Genomic DNA, 25554 nt, shown 5'->3' on the forward strand with positions numbered 1-25554 from the left:
TCAGGGGAGTCGAAACTATGTTTGAACGGCTGTTGCCGAATTTACGCCTTAATTCTGTATACGATCTTGACATCGAAGCGCTTGCAAGCCGCGGAATCAAAGGCATTATTACCGATCTCGACAATACACTGGTCGGAGCCAAGGAACCGCATGCCACGCCAAGATTGATCGAATGGCTGGACAGGCTGCACAAGCATGGCTTCAAGATTGTCATCGTTTCCAATAATAATAATGTGCGTGTGTCGCGTTTTGCCGATCCGCTCGGCATTCCATACGTTCCGCTCGCTCGGAAGCCTAGCAATAAAGCGTTCCGCAAAGCATTCGAAATTCTCGGTTTGCGAGAAGATCAGACTGCTGTAATTGGCGACCAGATGATGACGGACGTACTCGGCGGCAACCGATTGGGACTGTACACGATTCTCGTTCTGCCGATCGCTCCAAAGGATGAAGGCGTGATGACCCGCGTCAATCGCATGATCGAGCGGATCGCGCTGAGAAGCCTGCGCAAAAAGGGTCTATGGTATGAGGAGGAAGCGAAGTGACAGTAACAGAACAACCGGGTAAGGACACAGGTTGTGCCGGCTGCGGCGTGAAGCTGCAGACGACAGATAAGGAACGAGCGGGGTATATCCCTGCATCAGCATTGGAACGGACGCCGACGATTTGCCAGCGCTGCTTCCGGATTAAGAATTATAACGAAGCTTCGTCGATCGCAATCGATCAAGACGATTTCCTGCGCTTGCTTGGCGGCATTGCAAGCACGGACAGCTTGGTCGTGCATATCGTCGATATCTTCGATTTCGAAGGCAGCGTCATCTCGGGTCTGCAGCGGTTTGTAGGTAATAATCCCGTGCTGCTCGTCGTGAACAAAGTCGATCTGCTGCCGCGAGCGGTTAATCACAACCGCCTACGCAACTGGGTGCAGCAGCAAGCGAAGGAGCAGGGGCTTCGTACGGTTGAGGTTGTGCTCTGCAGTGCGAAACGCAACATCGGCTTTGATCGCGTCGTTGATGCAATCGAGTACTACCGCCGCGGACGCGACGTTTATGTCGTTGGCGCAACGAACGTCGGCAAGTCGACGCTTATTAATCGAATTATCCATGATTACAGCGATCTAGATGCCGAATTGACGACGTCCCGTTATCCGGGCACGACGCTCGATGCTGTTCACATTCCGCTCGATGACGGCAAAGCGATCATTGATACGCCAGGAATCGTCTACAACCACCGGATGACGGAGGTTGTTCCGCGCAGCGTATTGCAGGCGATTACGCCGGACAAGCCGATCAAACCGCTCGTTTATCAGCTGGATGAAGGCCAATCGATGTTTGTTGGCGCGCTGGCTCGGTTTGATTTTGTATCCGGTGACCATCAGTCGTTTACGCTTTATCTATCGAACGGTGTGGATGTTCATCGAACGAAGCTGGAGCGTGCGGACGAGCTGTATGCTAACCATAAAGGCAAGCTGCTGTCACCGCCATCTGTCGAAGAACTCGACGAGCTGCCGGCATGGACGCGTCATTCGCTTCGTATTCCGCGCGGCGGCGAATACGATGTATTCGTATCGGGCCTTGGCTGGATGCGTGCGAACAGTACGGCAGGAGCGGTCGTAGACGTCTACGCGCCGAAGGGGATTAAAGTTCACGTGCGCCGCGCGTTGATCTAATCGATCATCCGCGCTAGCGTTCGAACCGATAGGGGAGAGTGGCTCGAATGACTGCAGCAGCAGAGAGTAAGGCAGAAGCGATTCAGCATGTAGACAGCCATACGGTTCTGTTCAGCGTCATTGGCGATCCGATACGGCATTCCAAGTCGCCGATTATGATGAACCGGGCGTTTCGTGAAACCGGCGTCAATGGCGTGTATACGGCGTTTCATATTACAGGGGACAAGCTCGGCGACTTCATTGCAGGTGTACGGGCAATGGGCATTCGGGGCGTCAATGTAACGATTCCGCACAAGCTGGATGTGATGCAGTATCTCGATCATATCGACGAGTCGGCCGCAGCTATCGGAGCCGTGAACACGATTGTGAACGACAACGGTGTCCTGACGGGCTACAATACGGACGGGATCGGCTATGTGCGTTCGCTGAAGGAAGAGGCTGAGCCTCAGCTTGCTGGCAAGCGCATTGTTGTGCTGGGAGCAGGCGGCGCTGCTCGCGGTATCGTCTATGCCCTTACGAAGGAAGCGCCAGCGTCGATTACGATTGCCAATCGGACGGAGCAGAAGGCTATCGAGCTCGCCGCTTCATTGAATGGAGAGACATCGGTCATCGGTGTCGGTAACGATCAACTGCAGCGCGTATGCGCGGATGCTGATATTATTATTAATACAACGTCTACCGGTATGTTCCCGAATGTGGAAGAGACGCCGGTCGATGCTTCTTGGCTGCGGCCTGGAGCGGTAGCGAGCGACATTATTTATAATCCGATGAAGACGAAGTTTCTGGCGGATGCAGAGCGTGCAGGCTGCCGCATTCATGGCGGTCTGGGCATGTTTATTTATCAAGGCGCGTATGCATTCGAGTATTGGACAGGGAAGTCGGCACCAGCGTTAGCGATGCGCGAGACGGTGCTAGAGGCATTGCAGCGATAAGACAAAAATGAGATTAATGGCAAGCAGAAAGAGGGATAACATCCATGTTGACAGGCAAGCAGAAACGGTATTTGCGCTCGATGGCGCATCATTTGACTCCGATTTTTCAAATCGGCAAGGGCGGTATGAACGATCAGCTCGTTCGCCATATCGAAGAGGCGATTGAGGTTCGCGAGCTCATCAAGGTTAACGTACTGAATAACAGCTCGGAGGATCCTCGCGAGGTTGGCGCTGAGCTGGCAGCAGGCGCGGGTTGTGAATTGGTTCAAGTTATCGGCAAAACGATTGTACTCTACAAAGAGTCACGCGATCACAAGACGATCGAGCTGCCTCGTTAATCGATGAAGAGCATCGGCATCATGGGCGGCACATTCGATCCGATCCATATCGGTCACCTGCTGGCGGCAGAGACGGCGCTTGATGCGTGCCAGCTGGACGAGGTATGGTTTATCCCGACGAATGTACCACCGCTCAAAGAAGGCACACAAGGCGTAGACGCAGAGAAGCGTCTGCGCCTCGTTCGGTTAGCAATCGCGGGCGAGCCGCGCTTTAATGCGCATACGATTGAGCTGGAACGCGGCGGTGTCAGCTATTCCTACGATACGATAACCGTGCTAATGGAACGAGAACCAGACTGTACATTCGCGTATATTATCGGATCGGATCGCATTCATGACTTGCCGAAGTGGCATCGGATCGATGAACTGGCGAAGCTTATTCGTTTCATCGGGGTCGAGCGCCCGGATGAGCCGATTGAATTGGAACGGCTCCCCGAGCATCTGCGGCGCCGTGTATCTGTCGTTGAAATGCCGCCGATGGGCATTTCTTCAACCGATATTAGGCGGCGGCGCATGAGCGGCCGATCGATTCGGTATTTGGTATCGGAGCCAGTCTATTCAGAAATCATGAAGGAGGGGCTGTATGGACCGCGAAGCGATGATTGAGTCGGTGAAGGCAGAGATGCCGGAACGGCGTTGGCTGCATGTGCAAGGCGTGATGGAAACGTCGGTCAAGCTAGCGAAACGGTTCGGCGTGGATCCTGTCCGTGCCGAGCTGGCAGCCATCCTGCATGACGTCGCCAAGTATTGGCCGACAGCTCGGATGGAACAGATTATTCGTGAAGAGAAGCTTCCTGAGGAGCTGCTCGATTACGATAAAGAGCTGTGGCACGCTCCTGTTGGCGCTTTTATAGCAGAGCGAGATTACGGTGTGACGGATGCTGAGGTGCTGGATGCGATTCGTTATCACACGTCAGGCCGTGTTGGCATGACATTGCTGGAGAAAATCGTATGCCTGGCCGATTATATGGAGCCAAGCCGAGACTTTCCTGGCGTGAATAAAATTCGAAGTGAAGCCGAGCATAGTGTGGAGAAGGCGTTGCTGACTGGATTCGATGGCACAATAACTTTTCTCATCGAGAAGGGCAAACGAATCTTCCCGCTGACCGTGCTGGCGCGTAATGATATGGTAAGACAAGTAAATGGAGGCTGAAGAATGACAGTGAATGCTGATAAATTGCTAGAAGTAACAGTTGCTGCAGCGGAAGAGAAGAAAGCGACTCGTATCGTTGCGCTTAACTTGAAGGAAATTTCGCTCGTAGCCGATTATTTTGTTATCTGCTCCGGTAATTCGGATGTACAGGTACAGGCAATTGCTAACGAAATTCGCAAACAGGCCGAGATGATTGGTGTTCGCGTTCGTGGTATCGAAGGGATGGACTCGGCTCGTTGGGTTCTCATTGACCTTGGCGATGTCGTTGTGCACGTTTTCCACCGTGATGAGCGCGACTACTACAATCTTGAGCGGCTCTGGTCCGATGCGAAAGTCGTGGAGTTCGCATGATTGCCGGTACGATAGTTCGACTGCGGGTGGCACGTGAAGTGTCGCCCTATGGTTTCTTCGTGACGGATGGAACGCAAGATGTGCTGCTCCATTATAGCGAGATTGTTGGCCAGAAAATAAAAGCCGGCGATGACGTCGAGGTATTCATTTATTACGATACCGATGACCGTATTTCGGCGACGATGCGCAAACCGCTCATCACCTTGGGCGAAATGGCACGGCTCCGCGTAGCAGATATTCATCCGCGGCTTGGCTGCTTCCTAGAGATCGGCCTCGGCCGCCAGTTGCTGCTCCCGCTGTCGGAACTGCCAGAGAATAAAGACTTCCGTCCCGTTATCGGTGACGAAGTATTCGTTGTGCTGCACAATGATAAGCAGGGACGGCTTATTGCCAAGCTTGCAGGCGAAGATGATTTCATGACCAAAGTGTTCCGTGCGCCTTCCGACTGGCGTAATCGCTGGATTGAAGGTTGGGTAACGAAGACGCTGCAGATGGGCTCATTCGTCCTCTTGGACGGCGGTGTATTGGGCTTCGGCGCCTTCGGCATGATTCCGGCTCCCGAGCGTAATCGGACGCTGAGGCTGGGTGAGCGGGTACGCGCACGCGTAACGTTCGTGCGTGAGGATGGACGCGTTAATCTATCGCTTGGCGAACGTAAGGAAGTTGGCCGTCTGGAGGATGCGGATCGGGTGCTCGCGTTCTTGAAGGAACGCCCGAATGGCGCGATGCCTTATTCGGACGAGACGCCAGCTGATCTCGTGAAGCAGCGTTTCGGAATTAGCAAATCCGCCTTCAAACGCGCGCTTGGCAAGCTTATGCGCGACGGTATCATTGAGCAGGAAGGTAACTGGACCAAGCTGATTGCGAAGCCAACCGAAGATGGCTCAGCAGATGCAACGAAAGGACCTGCGCAATGATGGCGTCCTATCGACAGTTTGCTGCCGTCTATGACCGGCTAATGGAGAATATGCCTTATGCCGACTGGCTTCGTTTCGCTAGAACGATATGGTCACAGGATGGTGAGATGCCGCATTCGGTCGTCGATCTTGGCTGTGGCACGGGCAACCTGTCGATCCCGCTTGCAAAATCGGGCTTTCATGTCTATGCAATCGACCTCTCGGCAGATATGCTGACGATTGGCCGCAGCAAATGGGATGAGACACCGCAGTATCAAGCTCGCCTTGGAAGCGGTTCGGTCCGCTGGCTGCAGCAGGATATGCGGGAGTGGGAGCTGCCGGAAAAGGTAGACACGGTTATCTCGTTCTGCGATTGCTTGAACTATTTGACCGAGGAAGAGGATGTAGAGGCTGCGTTTCACGCGACGTGCCAAGGGCTGCGCCCAGGTGGCGTATTCTTGTTCGACGTGCTTCCCCCAACTCAGCTGCAGCGGTATGCGGATCAGCAGCCGTTCACGCTCGATGAGCGGGATGTAGCGTACATATGGACCAGCGAACTCGATACACAACTCAATGAGATTGAGCATGCGCTGACGATATTCGCACGGGACGAGCAGGATCCGTCCGGACGATTCGTTCGCATTGAAGAGACGCACGTAGAACGGGCGTACGACTCGGTCTGGCTAGTATCCTCGCTGCTGCGAGCCGGCTTCACGCGTGTAGAGCGCTTCGCTGACTTCAGCACGAAACCGCTGACGGGCGAGGCGCCGCAGGAAGCGGAACGGCTGTTTTTCGCAGCATACAAGTAACGCACTTATATTTTCACCAAACTAAAACGCGCTGGCCGCATATGGCTCAGCGCGTTTTATATTGCGATGATATAAACTTGTTTCACCTAAAAACAAACTATAATGCTCGAACGAAAGCCTGCGTAAGGCATTCGGCTCCTATTATACTTATCAACGGTATTGGAATATGCTCGAACAAAAGCTGAGCCCCGCAGGGGCGCGCGTCTCCTAGCACGCAGTAACTAACCCGCACTTCTGTCAATCCCACGACACCTTCCGGGGTCCAGGGGACGGGAGTCCCATGGGGCCCTCCCTTGCAGGGAGGGTTTGGGTGGGTAGAATAACGCAAAAAGCCCCGCTAACGCCAAGACATCCACCTTCCATATGGAAGAGACATCCTGGCGATACCGGGGCTAGTCGCATTCGCTAGTTACACATTAACCGATAAACTTGAGGCGGTCTGCATAGCTGTCAATCTTCGCCTTGAACTGCTCTTCAAGCCTAGGCAGATGGCGTTTCATGCAGCTGCAGTAGTAATCTTTGCGACATACAGGGCACGGAATATTCAATAAGCGAGCCACGTCGACCAGCTGCCATTCCGGATCCTTCTTCAGGAAGAAGCGGGTGCGCGAATAGTCATCGAGCGTTACGATGAGCTGGTAGATCTTTTCTTTGTTGTTGTAATCCCCGGAGTCGGCAATGTCGATAATAACCGGATTGAATGACATTTCACATACCACCTGTCTATATAAGGTCTACACGATAGAATAGCTTGATATTATAGCTGCTGTCAATCATTACGTACATATTTGTTGGATAAGCTGCTTCGTACCTGATCGGTCATACCTATCATTTTGCCGCAAAATCGTCCGATTTATTCATCCGACAGTCATTCGTGTGGAAGTGCGGTGATTCAGATTCTGCATTGGTTGACATCATCTGCGGCTTCTCCTATAATCTTTTTATATATGTACAATTACTTATCGGTCTTGTACAGTAACAATTCAACAGGCCAAGATGAGGAGCAGTACTCGCAGACGTACGCTGCAGAGAGCCGGCGGTAGGTGCAAGCCGGTGCGGACGCGTGAAGAATCTCGCCTCGGAGCCGCACGATGGATCAGGAATACCTGTTACATAGTGCCGAATCGCCCGCGTTATGGGCATTGAGTGAGCGATTGGACGAAGCACGTCCGCGCTAACTAGGGTGGTACCACGGGAATAACAACCTCTCGTCCCTAGCGTTATACGCTGGGACGGGAGGTTTTTTTAATTCAAGGAAGGATAAGTCCTAATCTTATTCTTGAGCTTGGATTTACCTAGGATGAAGGAAAGTGTCGCGAAGGGAGAAGTTTTTTTATGAGTCAGGACAATCAGAATCAACAGGGCTATAACCCGCTTGTTATCGAGCCGAAGTGGCAGCGCTTCTGGGATGCGAACAAAACGTTTGCTACCCAAGAGGATCCGGGCAAACCGAAATTTTATGCATTAGATATGTTCCCATATCCATCTGGCGCAGGTCTCCACGTTGGTCACCCGGAAGGGTATACGGCAACGGATATCGTATCCCGCTATAAGCGGATGCGCGGCTTTAATGTTCTCCATCCAATGGGTTGGGATGCATTCGGTCTGCCAGCGGAGCAGCACGCGCTCGATACGGGAGAGCATCCACGTGAAATTACGGTTAAGAATATTAACAACTTCCGTCGTCAGATCAAATCTCTCGGCTTCTCGTATGATTGGGACCGTGAATTCAGCACGACGGATCCAGATTACTACAAATGGACGCAGTGGATTTTCATCCAGCTGTACAATAAGGGCCTCGCTTACGTTGCAGAAGTTCCGGTTAACTGGTGCGAAGCGCTCGGAACGGTTCTTGCGAACGAAGAAGTTATCGACGGCAAGAGTGAGCGCGGCGGCCACCCAGTGGTCCGCAAGCCGATGCGTCAATGGGTATTGAAAATTACGGAATATGCGGAACGTCTGCTCGAGGATCTCGAAGAGCTTGATTGGACAGAAAGCATTAAAGAAATGCAACGCAACTGGATCGGCAAGTCGACGGGGGCGGAAGTTGCGTTCGCAATCGACGGCAGCAGCGAGTCGCTCGTCGTATTCACGACGCGTCCTGACACGTTGTTTGGTGCAACGTACTGCGTACTGGCGCCAGAGCATGAGCTCGTAGCTGCAATTACGACAGCCGAGCAGAAGGCGGCTGTTGAGGCTTACCAAGAGGTGGCGTCACGTAAGAGCGATCTCGAGCGTACTGACCTTGCGAAGGAGAAAACAGGCGTATTCACAGGTGCTTACGCAGTGAATCCAGTGAACGGCGAGAAGCTTCCAATCTGGATCGCCGACTATGTACTGGCTGGCTATGGCACAGGTGCAATCATGGCTGTTCCAGGCCACGATACGCGTGACTGGGAGTTCGCGAAGCAGTTCGGCCTGAATATCGTCGAAGTGCTTAAAGGCGGAGACGTGCAAGCTGAAGCTTATACGGGCGAAGGTGAACACGTTAACTCCGGTTTCTTGAACGGACTGGGCAATGAGGAAGCTATTGCGAAGATGATCGCTCATCTGGAGCAAGAGGGCAAAGGTAAAGGCAAGACGACTTACCGCCTGAGAGACTGGCTGTTCAGCCGTCAACGCTACTGGGGCGAGCCAATCCCGATTCTGCACCTCGAAGATGGCACAATGAAGCCGGTTCCGGAATCGGAGCTGCCGCTGCTGCTGCCTGATGTCGATGCGATCAAGCCGTCGGGCACTGGTGAATCTCCACTGGCGAATGTAACGGAGTGGGTTGAGACGATCGATCCGGAGACGGGCATGAAAGCTCGCCGCGAGACGAACACAATGCCGCAATGGGCAGGCAGCTGCTGGTATTACCTGCGCTTCATCGATCCGCACAATAGCGATGAGATCTGCTCGAAGGAGAAGCAGCGCGAATGGCTGCCGGTTGACTTGTACATCGGTGGCGCAGAACATGCCGTTCTCCACTTGCTGTATGCGCGCTTCTGGCACAAAGTATTGTACGATCTCGGCGTAGTCGATACGAAGGAACCGTTCCACAAGCTGGTCAACCAAGGCATGATTCTTGGCACAAACAACGAGAAAATGTCCAAGTCGCGCGGCAACGTTATTAACCCGGACGTTATTGTTAACGAGTTCGGCGGCGACACGCTGCGTATGTACGAAATGTTCATGGGACCGTTGGAAGCAACGAAGCCTTGGAACACCAGCGGCGTAGAAGGCATGTATCGCTTCTTGAGCCGCGTATGGCGCCTGTTTGTAAACGAAGACGGAACGCTGAATGCCAAGATTGCGGATGGGGACGGCAGCGACGCGTTCAAACGGACTTGGCACCGTACGATCAAGAAAGTGACGGAAGACTTCGAAGCGCTGCGTTTCAACACGGCGATCAGCCAGTTGATGATCTTCGTCAACGATGCGTACAAGGCAGAAGAGCTGCCGCGCCAAGCAATGGAGCATTTTGCACAGATGCTGTCGCCGCTTGCGCCGCATATCGCGGAAGAGCTGTGGGAGAAGCTGGGTCATTCGGAGTCCGTTACTTATGTGGCTTGGCCAACATACGAGGAAGCTTGGACAGTCGACCAAGAGGTCGAAATCGTCGTCCAAGTGAATGGCAAAATTGCGGAGCGTCTCAGCATTGCTGCTGACACGGACGTAGAGGAAATGGAGCGCCTGGCGAAGGAGCTCGACAAAGTGAAGCAAGCGATTGAAGGCAAGACGATTCGCAAAGTAATTGCTGTTAAAGGCAAACTCGTGAACATCGTAGCTAACTAATCGCTGTACGCTTCAATATAACTGTGTTCCGGTTTTTGATCGTACCCTATAACAGACAATGATCCGCTCTTGAAGAGGTGAGCGGCCCGTCACGCTAAAGCATAGCGTGTTACTGGCCGTTCACCTCTTCGCCGTATAGGGAGGTAGCGACTTTGCTAGCATCCTCTTTATACTTGGCGTGCGTCGTACGTATAAGGCGGTTAAACATGCCGTCGCAGTCCAGATTAAGCAGTTCCAGTGCCTTCGCTGTAATCCCGCCAGGCACGGCGACACGCTCTTGAATCTGCTCTGGCGTCATGCTCCCTTCTGTCAGCAAACGACCTGTGCCGAGCAGCATTGCGCTCGCGACAGCTAGTGCATCTTCATAGCTGATGCCGGTTTCTTCAACGGCTGCCTCGACGAAGCGCTGGAGGAAGAAGGCGAAAAATGCCGGTCCGCAGCTCGAAAGGTCAGACACAATTCGTGTGTATTGCTCGTCGATGCGGATTGGTTCGCTGATATGGCGAAGAAGCTGCTCGAGACGCTCGCGATCATTGTCAGTCACACGGCTTCCATACATACAGAGCGTAGCTCCGCTGCCGACATGGTTAGTGATGCTCGGAATGACTTTGGCCGCTTTGCATGGCAGCCAGTCTTCCAGCTGCGCCAGCATGACCGGACTCGTAATCGACACGACAAGCTGATTCGGACGGAGGATCTCGCGAAGATCGGCGAGCACGGAATGGAACTCATGTGGTTTGATGCACAAGAAGACGATATCTCGTCCTAGTGCTGCATCTGCATTCGTACTTTTAACCCGTAAGCCTGGATATTGAATAGCCAAACTTTCGACCTTGGCAATTGTCCGATTGCTCGCCGCGATCTGTGATGGCTTGAGCGCGCCCGATGTGATGAATGCGCCGATGAGCAGGCTGCCCATGCTGCCTGTGCCGATAAACCCGACATTCATCGGTACCCCTCCCTTGCAACTGTGATCAAGCGTTAGGCGGCAAGACCCGTTTATGCTCTTACTACTGTATGCAGGAGAGCGTGGCCAGCATGACGGCTATTTTATAACTGCGATTAGGAGAAAATGAAATGGAGGTTAAAGCGATGTTTGCTCGATCGGAATCCTCGCGTCACTCGCATCCGGTGCGCCTAGCTATCTTGATTGGTTGTATTGGAGCATTGCTTGCTGGATTTGGTGTTTATCGGATGAAGCAGGGGACACAAGACAGCTGGCAGCCATTGAATGAGAGTCTTAACGCGTTGCTGACGGAGGAAGCATCGGGATCGCCAGCAAGAGCAACGGCTGCGCCTGTTGATGCGGCAATCCCAAGCGCGAAACCCAACGGAGCAGATGCTTCTCAACAAGCGGGAAACAATAGTGTCGCAACTATTGCTGTTTCACAGACTGCTCCTAATGCCAGTTTACCTGAAACAGCACAACCACCTTCAGCTCCAGCTGCCGAAGAGTCAAGCGCCGTCGTGAGCGCCGCTCCCGATGGGCGCATCGACATCAATCACGCCACTGCTCAGCAATTAGACGAGCTGCCGGGCATCGGACCGGCGAAGGCTGCGGCAATCGTTGCCGATCGTGAGGCGAACGGCCCTTTCCGGTCGGTTGATGATTTGGACCGTGTGAAAGGCATCGGAGCGAAGATGATCGAGAAGCTGCGCGCCTCTGTTGTAGCTCTTCCATAAATATGCGACAATAAACGGTAACATCAGTTGCATCGGCTCCTAGGGAGAGCGAGGCTGCAAGGAAAGGACGATATACGAATGACACAAGCTAATCAAGATGCATCCCGTAAGGACTGGGATACGTATTTCATGGATATCGCTTATATGGTTGCTACAAGATCCCGCTGCAATCGGCGGCATGTCGGCGCGGTGCTCGTGCAAGGGAAGAAGCTGTTAGGGACGGCTTACAACGGCGCCCCAATGGGTGTAGAAGATTGTCTGGAAGCCGGTTGTATGATCGTCGAGGAATATGCGATGGATATCGTGGACGGCGTAGAGGCAATGGTGAAGAAAGAGCGCTGCATCCGAACGATCCATGCAGAGCAAAATTTGTTATTATTCACTGACCGGAACGATCGTGAAGGTTCAACCGTTTATGTAACCGATCAACCGTGCTGGACTTGCGCGAATATGCTCGCCAACAGCGGCATCCGCGAGATCGTGTTCCATCGGCCATATCCGAAGGACAGCGAGAAGGTAGAGACTTTGATGCGGAGCAAAGGCATTATTTTTCGAACAATCGACCAATATGAACCGCCTGAGAAAACTTCTCGTTCGGTCATCTCATAACGAAACTAACAGAGGAAGAACCTCTCGTGCACTCCTTCACATAAGGGATGTACGAGAGGTTTTTTTTGTGTCTTGCGGACAAGGAGGATGGCACTTGATCAATCGGAGAATAATCGTCTGGCTCGCTGTATGCTGGACACTCGGCATAGCTGTCACAAGCCAGCCGTTGCTCGTAAAGTGGCTGCTGAGTGGAGGACTTATTCTCATGCTAACAGCAGCCGTATTGATGAAAGAGTCAACCAGCCGCGCAGCGGTGTTGTGTTTAGCTGTATGCTGCGCCGGAAGCGCGTGGGCAGCATGGTCGGATTATCGAGGGGCAACTGGTTTGCCTGATCTGTTGAAGACGGCACAAAGCAGCTATCCGCCTGTTACATTCGAAGTAGAGGTGGAAGGGATGATCCTATCTCCTATTCAGGTGGATGGAGACAGTGTGCAATTCCAGCTTCAAGCTGCATCGATACTAGTGAATGCCGAAACAACACCGAGAATCATAAATGAGAGTATACAGGTGCAATTAAAGCTGCTGACTGAAGAAGAGCAGCGGAAGGCGTATACTTGGCGGCGCGGCGAGCATATGCAGGTGAGAGGGGTGCTCGAACGGCCCTCTGGTCCTTCGAACGAAGGTGGATTTAATTATCGCTCCTATTTGCAGTCGACGAATCACATCTATTGGCTGCTGCGTGTCAAGGGGGCTGAACAAGCTTCTGTGTCACCGGGTGCACCCTATACGATAGCGGCAATGCTAGGACATATGGATGCAATCCGAAGCTGGCTCGGATCCAAGATGGAGGAACTGTATCCAGAGGAGCAAGCAGGTTATATGAAAGGGCTTGTTCTTGGCAACAGCGACGATATGAATCCCGAGGTGTTCAGACGGTTTTCAGCGCTCGGACTTACGCATATATTAGCGATATCGGGGTTGCATGTTGCTGTCTTTCTCTATGTCGTGCATGCGCTGCTTCGGTTGATTCGTGTGCCGCGTGAACGTGCTCTGCTTATGATGGCAGCGCTCACACCGTTCTATGTTCTTATATCCGGCGCTTCGCCCTCGGTTGTACGCGCAGGGCTAATGGCGGTCATTGGCTTGCTCGCTGCTTATGCGAATCGACTGAAGGATGGACTGCACCTTTTATCCGCATCCGCTATCTTAATGCTGTTATGGAACCCCACATACATACACAATGTCGGCTTTCAACTGTCTTACCTCGTAACAGCGGGACTGATTGTAGGTGTTGCGCCCGTACGTGCATTGCTGCCGCGCTGGCGCAAGGGGAAGGCACTGCTTGATCTTGTAGTCGTGACGTTAGTCGCACAGTTTGTCTCGTTTCCAATCTCTATTTATTACTTCAATCAGTGGAATCCGCTGTCGATTCCGGCTAATTTCGTATTTGTGCCCTTCATAAGTTTCATTGTCATGCCGTTAGGCGCAGCATCGCTAGCGCTCGGGCCGATCTGGACCTTGGTCGGTCAATGGCTTGCTGCTGCGGGACAGACGATGAACGGGCTTACCTTTATGCTCGTACAATATACGGCAGAGCTGCGAGGCTGGCAAACCGTATGGGCACAGCCGCCAATTTGGTGGATCGTATTATGGTACGTGGCGATGGGAATCGGATTTCATGCTGCAAGACAATGGTCGAATTATCGTCAAGTGAACTTGGAGAGGGCATCCGCTTCCTCAGCGGTTGACGCAATTACAATCTCGCTCGATAGCGGCGGCGAACAAGCAGGGACAACATTGAGCGGTCAGCGACAGCTTGCTGGCATGGCAGCATCCGTTATGATGATTGCAGCCTTGCTAGGCTATGCTTGGATGCCGGATGCATTCGATCGAACTGCACAATTCAGTATGCTGGATATCGGTCAAGGCGACTCGCTGCTCATTCGGACGGGGAGCGGGAAGCATGTGCTGGTTGATGGCGGCGGTACGGTAGCTTTTGGCAAAAAGAAGGAAGCATGGCAAGTAAGACAGGATCCGTTCGAGGTCGGGCGAAAGGTGCTCGTTCCGCTGCTGAAGCAGCGAGGAGTGCATGCAATCGATTTGCTTGTCATTACGCATCTGGATTCCGATCATATTGGCGGGTTGCAAGCGGTTATCGAATCGATTCCCGTTCGAAGGATTTGGTGGAATGGCACGGTTAAACATTCGGAGGATGCAGTTAAACTAATGGAGACCGCGCTGAAGCTTCGCATTCCGATGTTCGAGGCGGCAGCGGGTATGAACTGGCAGCCTGATGATGGCGCTTCGCTTCATGTATTGTGGCCAGAAGCATCGATGTCTGCAGCGCGGCTGCGTGAAGTTGGCGATCAGAACGAAAGCAGCGTTGCGTTTCTGCTCACGTTATACGGCAGAACGTTTCTGCTGACCGGTGATATCGGTAAGGCATCCGAACGAATGATGGTAGATCATTTTGCTGATTCGAGTGCATGTACAAGAGATTTTTCCATGAAGACATCATTTTCGACAAAAAATAAATATTGTCTTGATGTGCTGAAAGTCGCACACCATGGAAGCAAAGGCTCGACAACCTCGGAATGGTTGTCTTATTGGAAGCCTGTTTACGCAGTCATCTCGGTTGGTAAAGATAATTTGTACCGCCATCCTAATGCAGAGACGCTGGAACGGCTTGACCATGCAGATGTTACGGTGTGGCGCACAGATCGGGACGGGGAGACAGACTTCGCGGTGAAGCCGGATGGCGAACTGTCGATTCGTTGGAGCAGGCACAAGTGGAAGGACTAGCTGTAATATACTGTAAATCCTTACTATGTACGACGACCTCTTTTTCTGTTATTCTAAAGGTTAGTTTGGTAGATAAGTCATAGGCCAATCTAATTCAATTTGAATTTCTTTAATATAATTTTAGGAAGCGTGCAACCTTTGGAACCGTGAAGACGTCGATAAGGTTGTATGAGAGGGGGAACCTTCATTGGTGGAGCCTAGTCTCATCAGAGCGGCTCAATCGGGCGATCGCGACGCTCTCATCACCTTATTGCGCGAGATTGAAACCCATGTGTATCGGACAGCCTACTATATACTGAATAATGAGCAGGATGCGATGGACGCCGCGCAAGAAGCACTGATCCGCATTTATACCAAAATCAATTCTTACGAAGAGAAAGCGCAATTCAAGACGTGGATTCAGCGCATTGTAACGAACATATGTATCGACAAGTTTAGACGGAACAAGCCGACGGTCTCTGTCGAGGAGCACGATCTTGTGTTCCATGAGAAGTCGAACGTCGAAGATGAAGTGCTGTCGACTTTTACAGCACAAGATATACGACAGGCGATTGAGATGCTTCCGTCACATCATCGCGCTGTTGTCGTTCTGCGCTATTTGCAGGATTTTTCATACAATGAGATAGCAGATTCCCTTAATTTGCCGCTCAATACGGTCAAATCCTATCTATTTAGAGCAAGACAACAGCTGCAGTCGCTACTTCATGAATATCAACAAGGAGGTGTCCGCGGATGAATTGTCAAGAGGTGATGGCATATATGCAGAGGCAGCTGGATCATGATCTCGAAGATCATGAGGCTGAAGTGCTATTCGCACATATACGGCATTGCTCCGACTGCGCGGATACGTTCGAACGGCTTAAGCGATTGTCTCTTGAGTTAGAGAACTTGCCGAAGGTTGTTCCAGCCTTCAGTCTGGTTGATGCAATTATGCCTCAGCTTGATCAGCTTGTTCCTGAGATTAGCGCGGCTGTTGCTGAGCCGAATCAGCCTGCCGAAACCGGCGTAACGAACCGGAGAACATCCAGAAAGCGCGAGGGCGGATGGCTGAGGAACGTATCGTGGACCGCCATTGGCGGTGTTGTTACAGCTGGTATCGTCGTTGGTCTCGTACTCGTATTTGCTAATCCGGTCACGCCATCGAAGTCTGGTGACACGGCTGAACTGAAATCGATGGATATGGCCACTGCAACAGCAGATTCTGCTGCTAGCTTTACGGAGAGCGCACCTGACGCTGCGGCAGATTCAGAGAAAGTTCATATTCAATCGCCGGAGGTTTCAACGAAGAGTGCGGCGAAGGAGAATGGACGTAGCGTGACGGATAATCAGGCCAGTACGTCAGATCCGGATGCAGCCCAGAAATACTCGGTTCAATCGCCATATGCCGATTTGCCGGCCGATACAAGCGTAACGAATGAGTATGAGGTTGCGCCGCCGAAGCAATCGATTGCGGATGAATCGAAGAACGTGGCGAATGCGACGGGGACTGCTGGATCGGAATCGTTGGATAAGAAAGATTCCATGGCGCAGATCGTAAAGGATCAATACGGGGAGCCAATGGCGATTACGAGCACAGGCAATTCCCAGGATGCCGATATTTCGAACGTATTGGTTTCTCCGAATGGTAAATTATCTACAGCCATTGTCGATCAAGCGGTATTCGTTTATTCGGTCCAAGAAGGAACGGTGCTGCTCGATAGCGGCAAATTTACAGGCGAGATCGGCAGCCTGACGTGGTCGGATGACAGCGTGTCGTTGTTCTTCGTCGTGAAGGATCAAGATGGCAACACGACTCGTTATAAGATCAATACGAAAGACTGGTCTGTGGAGAAGCAGTAAAACGATAAACGAATCGGCACACATGCTGATGGCCTTGCGTATAGTATATAGAAGGCGTCAGCGACGGTTACCTTGACGTCGTATGACCATCACCGCGGCAGGTGCCATGGACCTGCACGGCTGATGTTTATATAGATGTTCAGGGACAAAGGGATGGAGATCAATGCTCCATCCCTTTGTTGACTACATAAGAAGTGTTAGGTTTGCTCATGTTCAGCTGGGGAGGCGCCAATGGAAACAACAGAAGCTTTGAAGGAACTGAAGAGCGGCAAACTCAGGCCTGTTTATGTCGCGTACGGCAGCGATCGTTATCGGATGGAGCAGTTCTCTTCGATGTTAGCGGACAAGCTGTTCAACCGCGAGGAACGGGAACTCGGCATCGTTAAGTTTGATACGTCCGAGACGGCTATCGAGGAAGCGGCTGCAGAGGCTGAGACGCTTCCTTTCTTCGTGGATAAGAAGCTGATCATCATACGGGACGCCTCGGTGCTGGCTGCTGCAGGTGCAGGAACGAAGGAAGGCAAGATTGAGCATCGCGCTGAGCGGATGCTTGAATATATCGAACAGCCGATGGAGTCGACGATTGTGTTGTTCATGGTATATGCAGACAAGCTTGACGAGCGTCGGAAGTTAGTTAAGCGGCTGAAGGAACAAGGGGCGCTCGTCAGCTTCAATGAGCTGGACGGTCCTGAGCTTCGCAGATGGGTAACGCGCCGGGCAGCGGAACAAGGCCGTACGATGAAAGATGATGCAGCAGAGCTGCTCGTGACGCGTACAGGCACGCGACTTCAACAGTTAGCTCAAGAAACGGATAAGCTGTGCCTGTATGCGGGAGAGGGCGGAACGATCGATGTTACGAGCGTCGAGCTGTTGACTGCTTCGACCGTCGAAGAGGATGTATTCTCGCTTATCGATGCCATTGCAAGCATGCAGAAAGATAAGGCGCTAAATTTATATCGGGATTTGCTCCTCCGCAGGGAAGAGCCGATCAAGATCGCTGCGCTGCTTGCTTCGCAGCTGCGCCTTATGCTCCAGGTCAAGGAGCTGTCGGCGCAGCAGTATTCGCCGCAGCAGATTGCTTCGCATCTAAGCATTCATCCGTTCCGCGTGAAACTGGCTGCAGAGAAGTCGTCTAGATTATCGACGCAGCGACTGGGCGACAGCCTGTCTGAGCTCGCGGAGCTCGACTACCGTATGAAGACGGGCCAAGTGGACAAGACGCTTGGACTTGAGCTGTTTCTGCTCTCGTTCGGCGTAATGAATAGCAAATGAATGAAAGAAGACTGCGTGCCTCGGCGCGCAGTCTTCTTTCATTGAATGTGGGATTTCGTCAATAAGTAAACCCTTATGTAGGATCTCGCCATACAGCTTTCTAACGGACGTGGAATATCAGCTCAAATGAAAAAACGGCACCAAGTTCCGAGGAACTTGGTGCCGTCGTTCATTAAGCTTGTGCCGAAAGGGCATTCAGCTTTTTCGCCAGACGGGATTTCTTGCGGGCAGCCGCATTTTTATGAATCAGGCCTTTAGTTGCTGCTTTATCCAGCTTCTTCGTAGCTGCGACGAGTGCTGCTTTAGCAGCTGCTACGTCTGTGCCAGCGATAGCTTGGTCAGCAGATTTAACGGCCGTGCGAAGTGCGGATTTTTGCGAAGCGTTCAGAGCGCGACGTTTCTCGCTTGTTTTTACGCGTTTGATAGCGGATTTAATGTTTGGCATCACATTCACCTCCTGTAAAAAGGGAAAAAACCCAATACTGCAACACAACTTAAAATATCTTATCACGGGCAAGCCCAAAAAGCAATAGCAACGCATGATGTAAAACGGATAGTGTCGCTTACCTGCCACAGTTCATCCATTATATCGCATTACGCTTGAACCGCATAGAACGTACTTCGCCATCGCACACTAAAGGCAAAGAAGGAAAGGGATGGTCATGCGCATGGATCAACTCGATTTGCGTCAATTTGACGTTCGTACCGATCTCGCTCTGGAAGCGAAGGAAATGGCGGAAACAGCTAACGGAGGTCCAATCCCGGGCGTCCACTCCGATCTTACAGACGAGGACGGCATCAAGATATCTCGCGTTCACGTCGAAACGGAGCAAGGCTCACGAGCAATTGGCAAAATGCCAGGCCGTTACGTCACACTGGAAGTGCCGGATTTGCGGAAAGGCGATACGACGCTTCAGGATAAAGTGGCAACGAAATTCGCACAGGAGTTCGAAGCCTTCCTCGAACGTGCTGGCATTGGCAAGACAGCCAAAATTCTAATCGTTGGTTTAGGCAACTGGAACGTTACGCCCGACGCGCTTGGACCACTTGTTGTTGAGAACGTGATGGTTACAAGGCAATTTTTCGAGCTTATGCCGGATCAAGTGTCGCCGGGTTATCGGCAAGTGAGCGCAGTAGCGCCAGGCGTGCTTGGCATTACCGGCATTGAATCGAGCGAAATCGTGCTTGGCATCGTTGAGAAGACGAAACCGGATGCAGTCATTGCCATCGACGCACTTGCATCGAAGGCGTTGGAGCGGGTGAATACGACGATCCAAATTGCAGATACTGGCATTCACCCGGGCTCTGGCATCGGTAACAAGCGCAAAGGGCTGACAAGAGAAATCCTTGGCGTACCGGTCGTTGCCATCGGCGTACCGACTGTCGTTTTCGCTTCCAATATAGTAAACGATAGTTTACGCATGCTGGAGGAACATCTGGCGAAGCATACGAGCGACGCAGGATCGCAAGTAATGGGGTTGATGCACAAAATGGAAGAGACCGAGCGGCTTCAACTCGTTCGCGAAGTGCTTCAGCCGCTGGGGCACGATCTGATCGTCACGCCCAAAGAAATCGACCAGTTCATCGAAGATATCGCCAACATTATCGCGAGCGGCTTGAATGCCTCTCTGCACGACGCCGTGGACACGTCGAACGTAGCTGCGTATACGCATTAACGATAAACTAATCTCGCATAAAGAGGGGCGCATACAAGCGTCTCTCTTTTTTTTGTTCGAAGTAAGCCTCGTCTATTAACACGCTTTTTTACCCTCCTAGTATGTTCGAAAGTAGGTGTGCCCCACAGGGCACGCGACTCCTAGCACGCAGCAACATAGGTTCCGTCTCTCAATTCACTCTAGTATGTTCGGTTTAGTATGCTGCACCTAATCGACTGTAACTTTAATGGGCGGTGACAGGTGGATATGTACGAACTAATTGTGCGGTCGACATAACGTCACTATATACAACAAACCATTAGCTTTGCCGAGGATGCGGCATGTGCGGGCACACGTTCCAAAGTTAACAAAGCAGCGTCCTTGTGAGATGTCCAGAGGTCACACGACCTTTGGGGCCCTCCCTTGCAGGGAGGGTTTGGGTGGGTAGAAGTCTTTCACTAGGTTGTAAACCTCCCTATCGAATAGTTGGTTCTATCATTTCTCTTATTCTCATAGGCTAGTATCAAGCTATGATCGGAAAGATAGGATAGGGAGGATGGGCAGCAATGAAACGAATGATCGTAACGTTTAACTGGAGCAGAGGAAGCCGCAAATGGAGGAATCTGCTCGTAACGGGCCGCACATTCGCAATCATGTCGGTCAGTTCTATGGCATTTTTTGTTGCAATTGGTCTCGGAGATATGATCCATCAACGTACGGCGGCATCGCCTGTGTCAACGATGAAAGGTTTCGCGGCGAACGTTTCCGGAACGATGTTCTCGGATATGCTAGAAATGGAAGTGCCGGCATTCACATCCGAGCATAAAGATTCAACGGACAGCGTGCTGTCGACGAAGCAGGTAAGCGCATTTCTGCTGCAACTCGTGACGGATATTAATCCGAACAATCCGCAAAGTTTGCTCGCTCGGGAGATGCCAGGTCTTTCGACGGACGAGCCTTTCCTTATTCGCAAAGGGTCAGGCAATGAAACGGCGATCGGGCCAGAAGATCATCCGCCGCTTCCTGACAACACGTCTTCAGGCTCTAGTAGTAATGCGGGCACTGGTACAGGCACAGGCTCAACTGTCCCTGATTCCCACGACCCGGTTCCAGATGAAACCGATAATGCGCCGGATACAACGGTTCCCGATACGACTGAGCCTGGCGGCAAGGATGATTCGCAGACGCCGCCATCCGATGATTCCAATCCGCCTGCCAATTCGACAGATAATCAAGTTGTGTTTATCTATCACTCTCACAATCGCGAATCTTGGTTCCCGATCGTAGGCGGCAAGAGCAATGATCCGACTTCAACCAAGCAGAACATTACGCTTGTCGGCAAACGTATGGCATCGAAGCTTGCGGAACGCGGTATCGGCGCATCGGATTCCGATTATGACTACCCGACTATGATCAAGAATTATAAATGGGTGCAATCCTACAAATATTCACGACAAATTGTAAAAGATGCGTTAGCTGCTAACAACGAACTGAAATATATATTCGATATTCATCGCGATTCTCAGAAACGCAAATATACGACAACGACGATTAACGGCAAAGACTATGCGCAGGTATTCTTCATAATTGGTCAGGAGAATCCGAATTGGCGTCAGAACGAGAAGCTGGCAACCGAGATTCAGAAGGGGCTGGAGGCCAAATATCCAGGCATATCCCGTGGGATCTGGGGTAAGACGTCGAAGGAAGGCAACGGCGAATACAATCAATCGTTGTCTACGGGAAGCTTGTTGATCGAGGTTGGCGGTGTTGACAACACGTTGGAAGAATCGTATCGAACGGCGGATGCACTGGCAGAAGTTGTCGCTGACCTTTATTGGGGCGATTCAGAGAAAGTATCCGCGCCGAAGGAAAGCTGATGATATAGAAGGAAGGTGCGCGATATGAAGCGTGACGGATGGAAATGGGCGCTAGCAGGCGGCGCCATCGCCTTGCTGATCGTATATGGGATTGATTCGGCGGATAATGGAATCCGCAATGTGTACGGACCTGTCGGCGCTGATGTTCAGGCGCCGGCGGTCAATGGTGGCAATCAGTTAACTCCTGAAGCGACGAATACGACAGTGGAGCGGAATACGTCATCAAGAGATGAAGAATACACAAAAGGTACGAATGAATCGGTCAATTCGAACCGTGATGGTTACAACGGTAATGAAAGGCTGCCTGGTGTCCCCTATGATACAAGCGAACCGACGGTGAATAAGCTTGCGGACGGAGCGGCAGGCGTTCTGCAGTCCGTGTCGAGCGGCAGCATCAAATTGTTCGTTTCGATGTTCGACGGCATAATGGATTGAGCCATCCGTTGCCGCTTGGCCTCAATACTGCTATAATTAACGGGATAGTTAGCACTTAGACAGTGTGGGGGTTACGCATGGCGGACGTTCGCGAACGACAGAAGAAAATAAGAAACTTTTCCATTATCGCTCATATCGACCACGGTAAGTCGACATTGGCGGATCGTATATTGGAATACACAGGAACACTCTCGACGCGTGAAATGCAAGAGCAAGTGCTCGACCAGATGGATCTCGAGCGGGAACGGGGCATTACGATAAAGCTGCAGGCCGTTCGACTCGGCTACAAAGCGGATAACGGTGAGGAGTACATCCTGAACCTTATCGATACGCCGGGACACGTCGACTTTACGTACGAAGTATCGCGAAGCATGGCGGCCTGCGAAGGCGCGCTGCTCGTCGTTGACGCGGCGCAAGGAATCGAAGCGCAGACGCTGGCGAACGTTTATTTGGCACTCGACAGCAACCTCGAGATTCTGCCGGTCATCAACAAGATTGACCTTCCAAGCGCAGATCCGGAGAAGGTAAAGCAGGAGATTGAGGATGTTATCGGACTCGATGCTAGTGATGCCGTTCTAGCATCCGCGAAGGCGGGCATCGGTATTCGCGAGATTTTGGAGCAGGTCGTTCAGAAGGTGCCAGCACCAACTGGCGATCCAGACCAGCCGCTTAAGGCACTCATCTTCGATTCTCACTATGACCCGTACAAAGGCGTTATCGTCTATGTTCGCGTTATGGATGGCAGCATCAAAGCAGGTAAGAAAATTCGGTTCATGGCAACTGGCGCAGAATTTGAGGTTATCGAGGTTGGCGCGTTCAAACCTCGCATGTCGACGGTTGATGAGCTGGCAGTTGGCGACGTAGGCTTCGTCGTTGCCGGCATCAAGAACGTGAAAGATACGCGTGTCGGCGATACGATTACGGAATCGAAGCGTCCAGCACAAGAACCGCTGCCAGGTTACCGCAAGATTAACCCGATGGTATTCTGCGGTCTGTATCCGATTGAATCGCAAGACTATAACGACCTTCGTGAAGCGCTTGAGAAGCTTGAACTTAACGACTCGTCGCTCCAATACGAGCCAGAGACGTCGACAGCGCTTGGTTTCGGTTTCCGATGCGGATTCCTTGGCCTCTTGCACATGGAAGTTATTCAAGAACGAATTGAACGCGAGTTCAACATCCCGCTTATTACGACGGCACCGAGCGTAGTGTATCACGTTACGCTGACGAACGGCGAAGTGCTGCGAATTGATAACCCGTCGAACTACCCAGAGGTCGGCAAGATCGAGTACGTCGAAGAACCTTACGTGAAAGCTTCCATAATTGTACCGAATGATTATGTCGGCACGATTATGGAACTGTGCCAAGGCAAGCGCGGCGAATACGTAAACATGGAGTATCTGGATACAAACCGTGTTACGCTTACGTACGAGATGCCATTGTCCGAGATTGTTTATGACTTCTTCGATCAATTGAAGTCTCGTACGAAAGGTTATGCATCATTCGATTACGAGATGCTGGGTTATCGCCAATCGAATCTGGTGAAGATGGATATTATGCTTAATGGCGAACAGGTCGACGCCTTGTCCATCATCGTTCACCGCGAACGTGCGTATAACCGCGGCCGTATTATCTGCGAGAAGATGCGCGAGCTTATCCCTCGCCAGATGTTCGAGGTTCCGATCCAAGCATCGATCGGTACGAAAGTTATCGCCCGCGAGACCGTTAAGGCGATGCGGAAGAACGTACTCGCGAAGTGCTACGGCGGCGACATTAGCCGTAAACGGAAGCTTCTCGAGAAGCAGAAGGAAGGCAAGAAGCGCATGAAGCAGGTCGGCAGCGTCGAAGTTCCGCAGGAAGCATTCATGGCAGTACTCAAGATCGACGAGGACTAAGCCGACTGCTCGCAGTCGCTCATGCAGTAATGTATGGACAGGGAGGGCGCTGCTCTTCCTGTCTTTTCACTTACCGCATAAGAATTTATTAGTTTTCGAGTCTCTCGAAAGAACAAATTCTTATTGGCGAGGGTGAAACGGCTGTTGCCGTCTTTGAACGGCGCAGTGAGTTTCATTCCGGTGAAATATAAGCTCACATATAAGTTGAAAACTTATGCAGTCTTATATTTCGATAAAACCTACCTCATGCTTACGAAGCTGCTTTGCTCCGCAAAGCTGTAGGTCGCTCATCTTCGAATGGCCTCGATAGAGGTTTTCTCATTAGAGGGCCTTATAGGCATCAGCCTATTCAAGAGAGGTCCAGCAAGGAGGGCGAAGGCCCAATGCTTATGCACGCGCCACGAGCGCTTTACATTCATATCCCATTCTGCACGAACAAATGTCACTACTGCGATTTCAACTCCTTCGTATTGAAAGGGCAGCCGGTCGATGCCTATCTGGATGCGCTGGAATCCGAGATGAAACAGACGGTAGAGGCGCTTCCGCCAGAGATAATCGATACCGTATTCGTTGGCGGCGGTACGCCGACTGTTCTTACACCTCCACAGATGCAGCGATTCTTGGAATCTGTGCGTCGTCATTTCCCGCTGTCTCCGAACGTGGAGTTCTCGATGGAAGCAAATCCGGGCACGACGGATATCGATAAGCTCACCGCGATGATAGAAGGCGGCGTTAACCGAATTAGCTTTGGCGTGCAATCTTTCGATAATGGATTGCTGGAGCGGATCGGCCGCATCCATAATACGGCTGATGTATATCGCAGCATCGAGAATGCGAAGAAAGTTGGTTTTACCAACTTGTCGATCGACTTGATGTTTGGTTTGCCGAAGCAGACCGTTGAGCAGTTGTCCGACAGCGTAGACAAGGCGCTTCAACTTGACCTGACCCACTATTCGCTGTATAGCTTGAAGGTCGAGGAGAATACGCTATTCCATAAGCTGTATGAGCGCAATGAACTGCCTCTTCCGACAGAGGATGAAGAGCTCGCGATGTTCTTGGTCGTTATGAATAAGCTTAATGCAGCTGGCTACAAGCATTATGAGATCAGCAATTTCGCTCTTCCGGGTAAAGAGAGCCGACACAATTCCACCTACTGGCGCAATGAGCCGTACTATGGACTCGGCGCAGGTGCTCATGGTTATGCGCGTGGTGAGCGTCATCTTAACATTAAAGGCGTCCAGCCTTATATCGATGCCGCTAACAAACGTCTGCCGCGTCTGGATACGAATCAGATTTCCGATGCGGAAGCGATGGAAGATTTCATGATGGTTGGCCTGCGTCTCCTGCAAGGCGTTAATGCGGAATCATTCGGTCGTCAATTCCCTGGCCATACGATGGAGGGAGTATTCGGCGAGCAGCTTGATCGTCTTGTACGAGACGGCCTGCTAGAGGCGATTCCTAGCAATGGAGGCTACCGTCTAACGGAGAAAGGGATTCCGCTTGGGAACGAGGTTTTCGGCGCTTTTATTGGGGTGCTTCCGGTCGCTTCCGAATAGTTGAAAAACATTAAATTCTCTATTGAACATTCATTCGTTTCGATGTATATTTATTCATATTGTTTTAT

At 51.7% G+C, this 25554-nt stretch carries 24 protein-coding genes and 1 other annotated feature; of the genes, 21 read left to right on the forward strand and 3 right to left on the reverse strand.

The features are described 5' to 3' along the window. The first annotated feature begins 17 nt into the window (after positions 1–17). The 9 genes from H8B09_RS03950 to H8B09_RS03990 are packed head-to-tail and all read left to right on the forward strand — an operon-like array spanning position 18 to position 6145. A complete protein-coding gene (locus H8B09_RS03950) occupies positions 18–542 on the forward strand; it encodes a YqeG family HAD IIIA-type phosphatase (RefSeq protein ID WP_191202148.1) in 525 nt (174 codons plus the stop codon). Next, positions 539–1666, forward strand: a complete 1128-nt coding sequence (gene yqeH, locus H8B09_RS03955) for a ribosome biogenesis GTPase YqeH (RefSeq protein ID WP_191202149.1) — start codon at positions 539–541, stop codon at positions 1664–1666. Before H8B09_RS03950 ends, yqeH begins: the two co-directional genes overlap by 4 nt. 47 nt (positions 1667–1713) lie before the next feature. After that, a complete protein-coding gene (gene aroE / locus H8B09_RS03960; protein ID WP_191202150.1) occupies positions 1714–2598 on the forward strand; it encodes a shikimate dehydrogenase in 885 nt (294 codons plus the stop codon). Between the two features lie 44 nt (positions 2599–2642). Further along, the gene (gene yhbY, locus H8B09_RS03965; protein ID WP_110045632.1) at positions 2643–2936 is read left to right on the forward strand and encodes a ribosome assembly RNA-binding protein YhbY; all 294 of its coding nucleotides are present in this window, start codon (positions 2643–2645) and stop codon (positions 2934–2936) included. A gap of 3 nt (positions 2937–2939) precedes the next feature. Then, a complete protein-coding gene (locus H8B09_RS03970; RefSeq protein WP_191202151.1) occupies positions 2940–3542 on the forward strand; it encodes a nicotinate-nucleotide adenylyltransferase in 603 nt (200 codons plus the stop codon). After that, positions 3520–4089: a bis(5'-nucleosyl)-tetraphosphatase (symmetrical) YqeK gene (gene yqeK / locus H8B09_RS03975; RefSeq protein ID WP_191202152.1), complete on the forward strand. Its 570-nt coding sequence runs from the start codon at positions 3520–3522 to the stop codon at positions 4087–4089. Before H8B09_RS03970 ends, yqeK begins: the two co-directional genes overlap by 23 nt. Before the next feature lie 3 nt (positions 4090–4092). Next, positions 4093–4440 (forward strand): ribosome silencing factor, encoded by a 348-nt coding sequence (gene rsfS / locus H8B09_RS03980; protein ID WP_191202153.1) that lies wholly within the window; start codon positions 4093–4095, stop codon positions 4438–4440. Beyond that, entirely contained in the window at positions 4437–5357 is a 921-nt protein-coding gene (locus H8B09_RS03985) for a CvfB family protein (protein ID WP_191202154.1), read from the forward strand. Before rsfS ends, H8B09_RS03985 begins: the two co-directional genes overlap by 4 nt. Then, positions 5357–6145 carry a class I SAM-dependent DNA methyltransferase gene (locus H8B09_RS03990; protein ID WP_191202155.1) on the forward strand — a complete coding sequence of 263 codons (789 nt, stop codon included), beginning with the start codon at positions 5357–5359 and terminating at the stop codon, positions 6143–6145. The genes H8B09_RS03985 and H8B09_RS03990 overlap by 1 nt, the downstream gene beginning before the upstream one ends. Positions 6146–6561: 416 nt before the next feature. Here H8B09_RS03990 and H8B09_RS03995 read toward each other — a convergent pair whose 3' ends face one another. Next, positions 6562–6852, reverse strand: coding sequence for a hypothetical protein (locus H8B09_RS03995; protein ID WP_191202156.1), 291 nt, complete (start codon positions 6850–6852; stop codon positions 6562–6564). 277 nt (positions 6853–7129) lie between these two features. After that, positions 7130–7364 (forward strand) — a binding site (T-box leader). Positions 7365–7480: 116 nt separating this feature from the next. On the opposite strand from H8B09_RS03995, the gene leuS reads away from it, so the two are divergent. Next, positions 7481–9922 (forward strand): leucine--tRNA ligase, encoded by a 2442-nt coding sequence (leuS, locus tag H8B09_RS04000; RefSeq protein WP_191202157.1) that lies wholly within the window; start codon positions 7481–7483, stop codon positions 9920–9922. 109 nt (positions 9923–10031) lie between these two features. Here the strand turns inward: leuS and comER are convergent, their stop codons facing one another. After that, entirely contained in the window at positions 10032–10871 is an 840-nt protein-coding gene (comER, locus tag H8B09_RS04005; RefSeq protein WP_191202158.1) for a late competence protein ComER, read from the reverse strand. 128 nt (positions 10872–10999) lie between these two features. Here comER and H8B09_RS04010 point away from each other — a divergent pair, with 128 nt between their 5' ends. The 6 genes from H8B09_RS04010 to holA all read left to right on the forward strand — a co-directional run bounded on the left by H8B09_RS04010 (position 11000) and on the right by holA (position 18068). After that, on the forward strand, positions 11000–11605 hold the full coding sequence (locus H8B09_RS04010) for a ComEA family DNA-binding protein (protein WP_191202159.1): 606 nt from the start codon (positions 11000–11002) through the stop codon (positions 11603–11605). Between the two features lie 78 nt (positions 11606–11683). Then, positions 11684–12214, forward strand: coding sequence for a deoxycytidylate deaminase (locus H8B09_RS04015; protein ID WP_191202160.1), 531 nt, complete (start codon positions 11684–11686; stop codon positions 12212–12214). 94 nt (positions 12215–12308) lie between these two features. Beyond that, entirely contained in the window at positions 12309–14957 is a 2649-nt protein-coding gene (locus tag H8B09_RS04020) for a ComEC/Rec2 family competence protein (RefSeq protein WP_191202161.1), read from the forward strand. A 187-nt stretch (positions 14958–15144) separates the two neighbouring features. Continuing rightward, complete coding sequence (locus tag H8B09_RS04025) at positions 15145–15693, forward strand: RNA polymerase sigma factor (RefSeq protein WP_191202162.1); 549 nt, start codon at positions 15145–15147, stop codon at positions 15691–15693. Then, the gene (locus H8B09_RS04030) at positions 15690–16796 is read left to right on the forward strand and encodes an anti-sigma factor family protein (RefSeq protein ID WP_191202163.1); all 1107 of its coding nucleotides are present in this window, start codon (positions 15690–15692) and stop codon (positions 16794–16796) included. The genes H8B09_RS04025 and H8B09_RS04030 overlap by 4 nt, the downstream gene beginning before the upstream one ends. Positions 16797–17027: 231 nt before the next feature. Then, positions 17028–18068 carry a DNA polymerase III subunit delta gene (gene holA / locus H8B09_RS04035; RefSeq protein ID WP_191202164.1) on the forward strand — a complete coding sequence of 347 codons (1041 nt, stop codon included), beginning with the start codon at positions 17028–17030 and terminating at the stop codon, positions 18066–18068. A gap of 172 nt (positions 18069–18240) precedes the next feature. On the opposite strand, the gene rpsT is transcribed toward holA, so the two are convergent. Further along, positions 18241–18513, reverse strand: a complete 273-nt coding sequence (rpsT, locus tag H8B09_RS04040) for a 30S ribosomal protein S20 (protein WP_191202165.1) — start codon at positions 18511–18513, stop codon at positions 18241–18243. Between the two features lie 223 nt (positions 18514–18736). Here rpsT and gpr point away from each other — a divergent pair, with 223 nt between their 5' ends. From gpr to hemW, 5 genes are all read left to right on the forward strand, one after another. After that, positions 18737–19744, forward strand: coding sequence for a GPR endopeptidase (gene gpr / locus H8B09_RS04045; protein WP_191202166.1), 1008 nt, complete (start codon positions 18737–18739; stop codon positions 19742–19744). Between the two features lie 545 nt (positions 19745–20289). Beyond that, positions 20290–21600 (forward strand): stage II sporulation protein P, encoded by a 1311-nt coding sequence (gene spoIIP, locus H8B09_RS04050; RefSeq protein WP_191202167.1) that lies wholly within the window; start codon positions 20290–20292, stop codon positions 21598–21600. A 24-nt stretch (positions 21601–21624) separates the two neighbouring features. Next, positions 21625–22035 carry a hypothetical protein gene (locus H8B09_RS04055; protein WP_191202168.1) on the forward strand — a complete coding sequence of 137 codons (411 nt, stop codon included), beginning with the start codon at positions 21625–21627 and terminating at the stop codon, positions 22033–22035. A gap of 77 nt (positions 22036–22112) precedes the next feature. Next, positions 22113–23930: a translation elongation factor 4 gene (gene lepA / locus H8B09_RS04060; protein WP_191202169.1), complete on the forward strand. Its 1818-nt coding sequence runs from the start codon at positions 22113–22115 to the stop codon at positions 23928–23930. 383 nt (positions 23931–24313) lie between these two features. Beyond that, a complete protein-coding gene (gene hemW / locus H8B09_RS04065) occupies positions 24314–25486 on the forward strand; it encodes a radical SAM family heme chaperone HemW (RefSeq protein WP_191202170.1) in 1173 nt (390 codons plus the stop codon). The last annotated feature ends 68 nt before the right edge of the window (positions 25487–25554 follow it).

The sequence above is a fragment of the Paenibacillus terricola genome (assembly GCF_014779765.1).
Taxonomy (GTDB): Bacteria; Bacillota; Bacilli; order Paenibacillales; family Paenibacillaceae; genus Paenibacillus_T; species Paenibacillus_T terricola.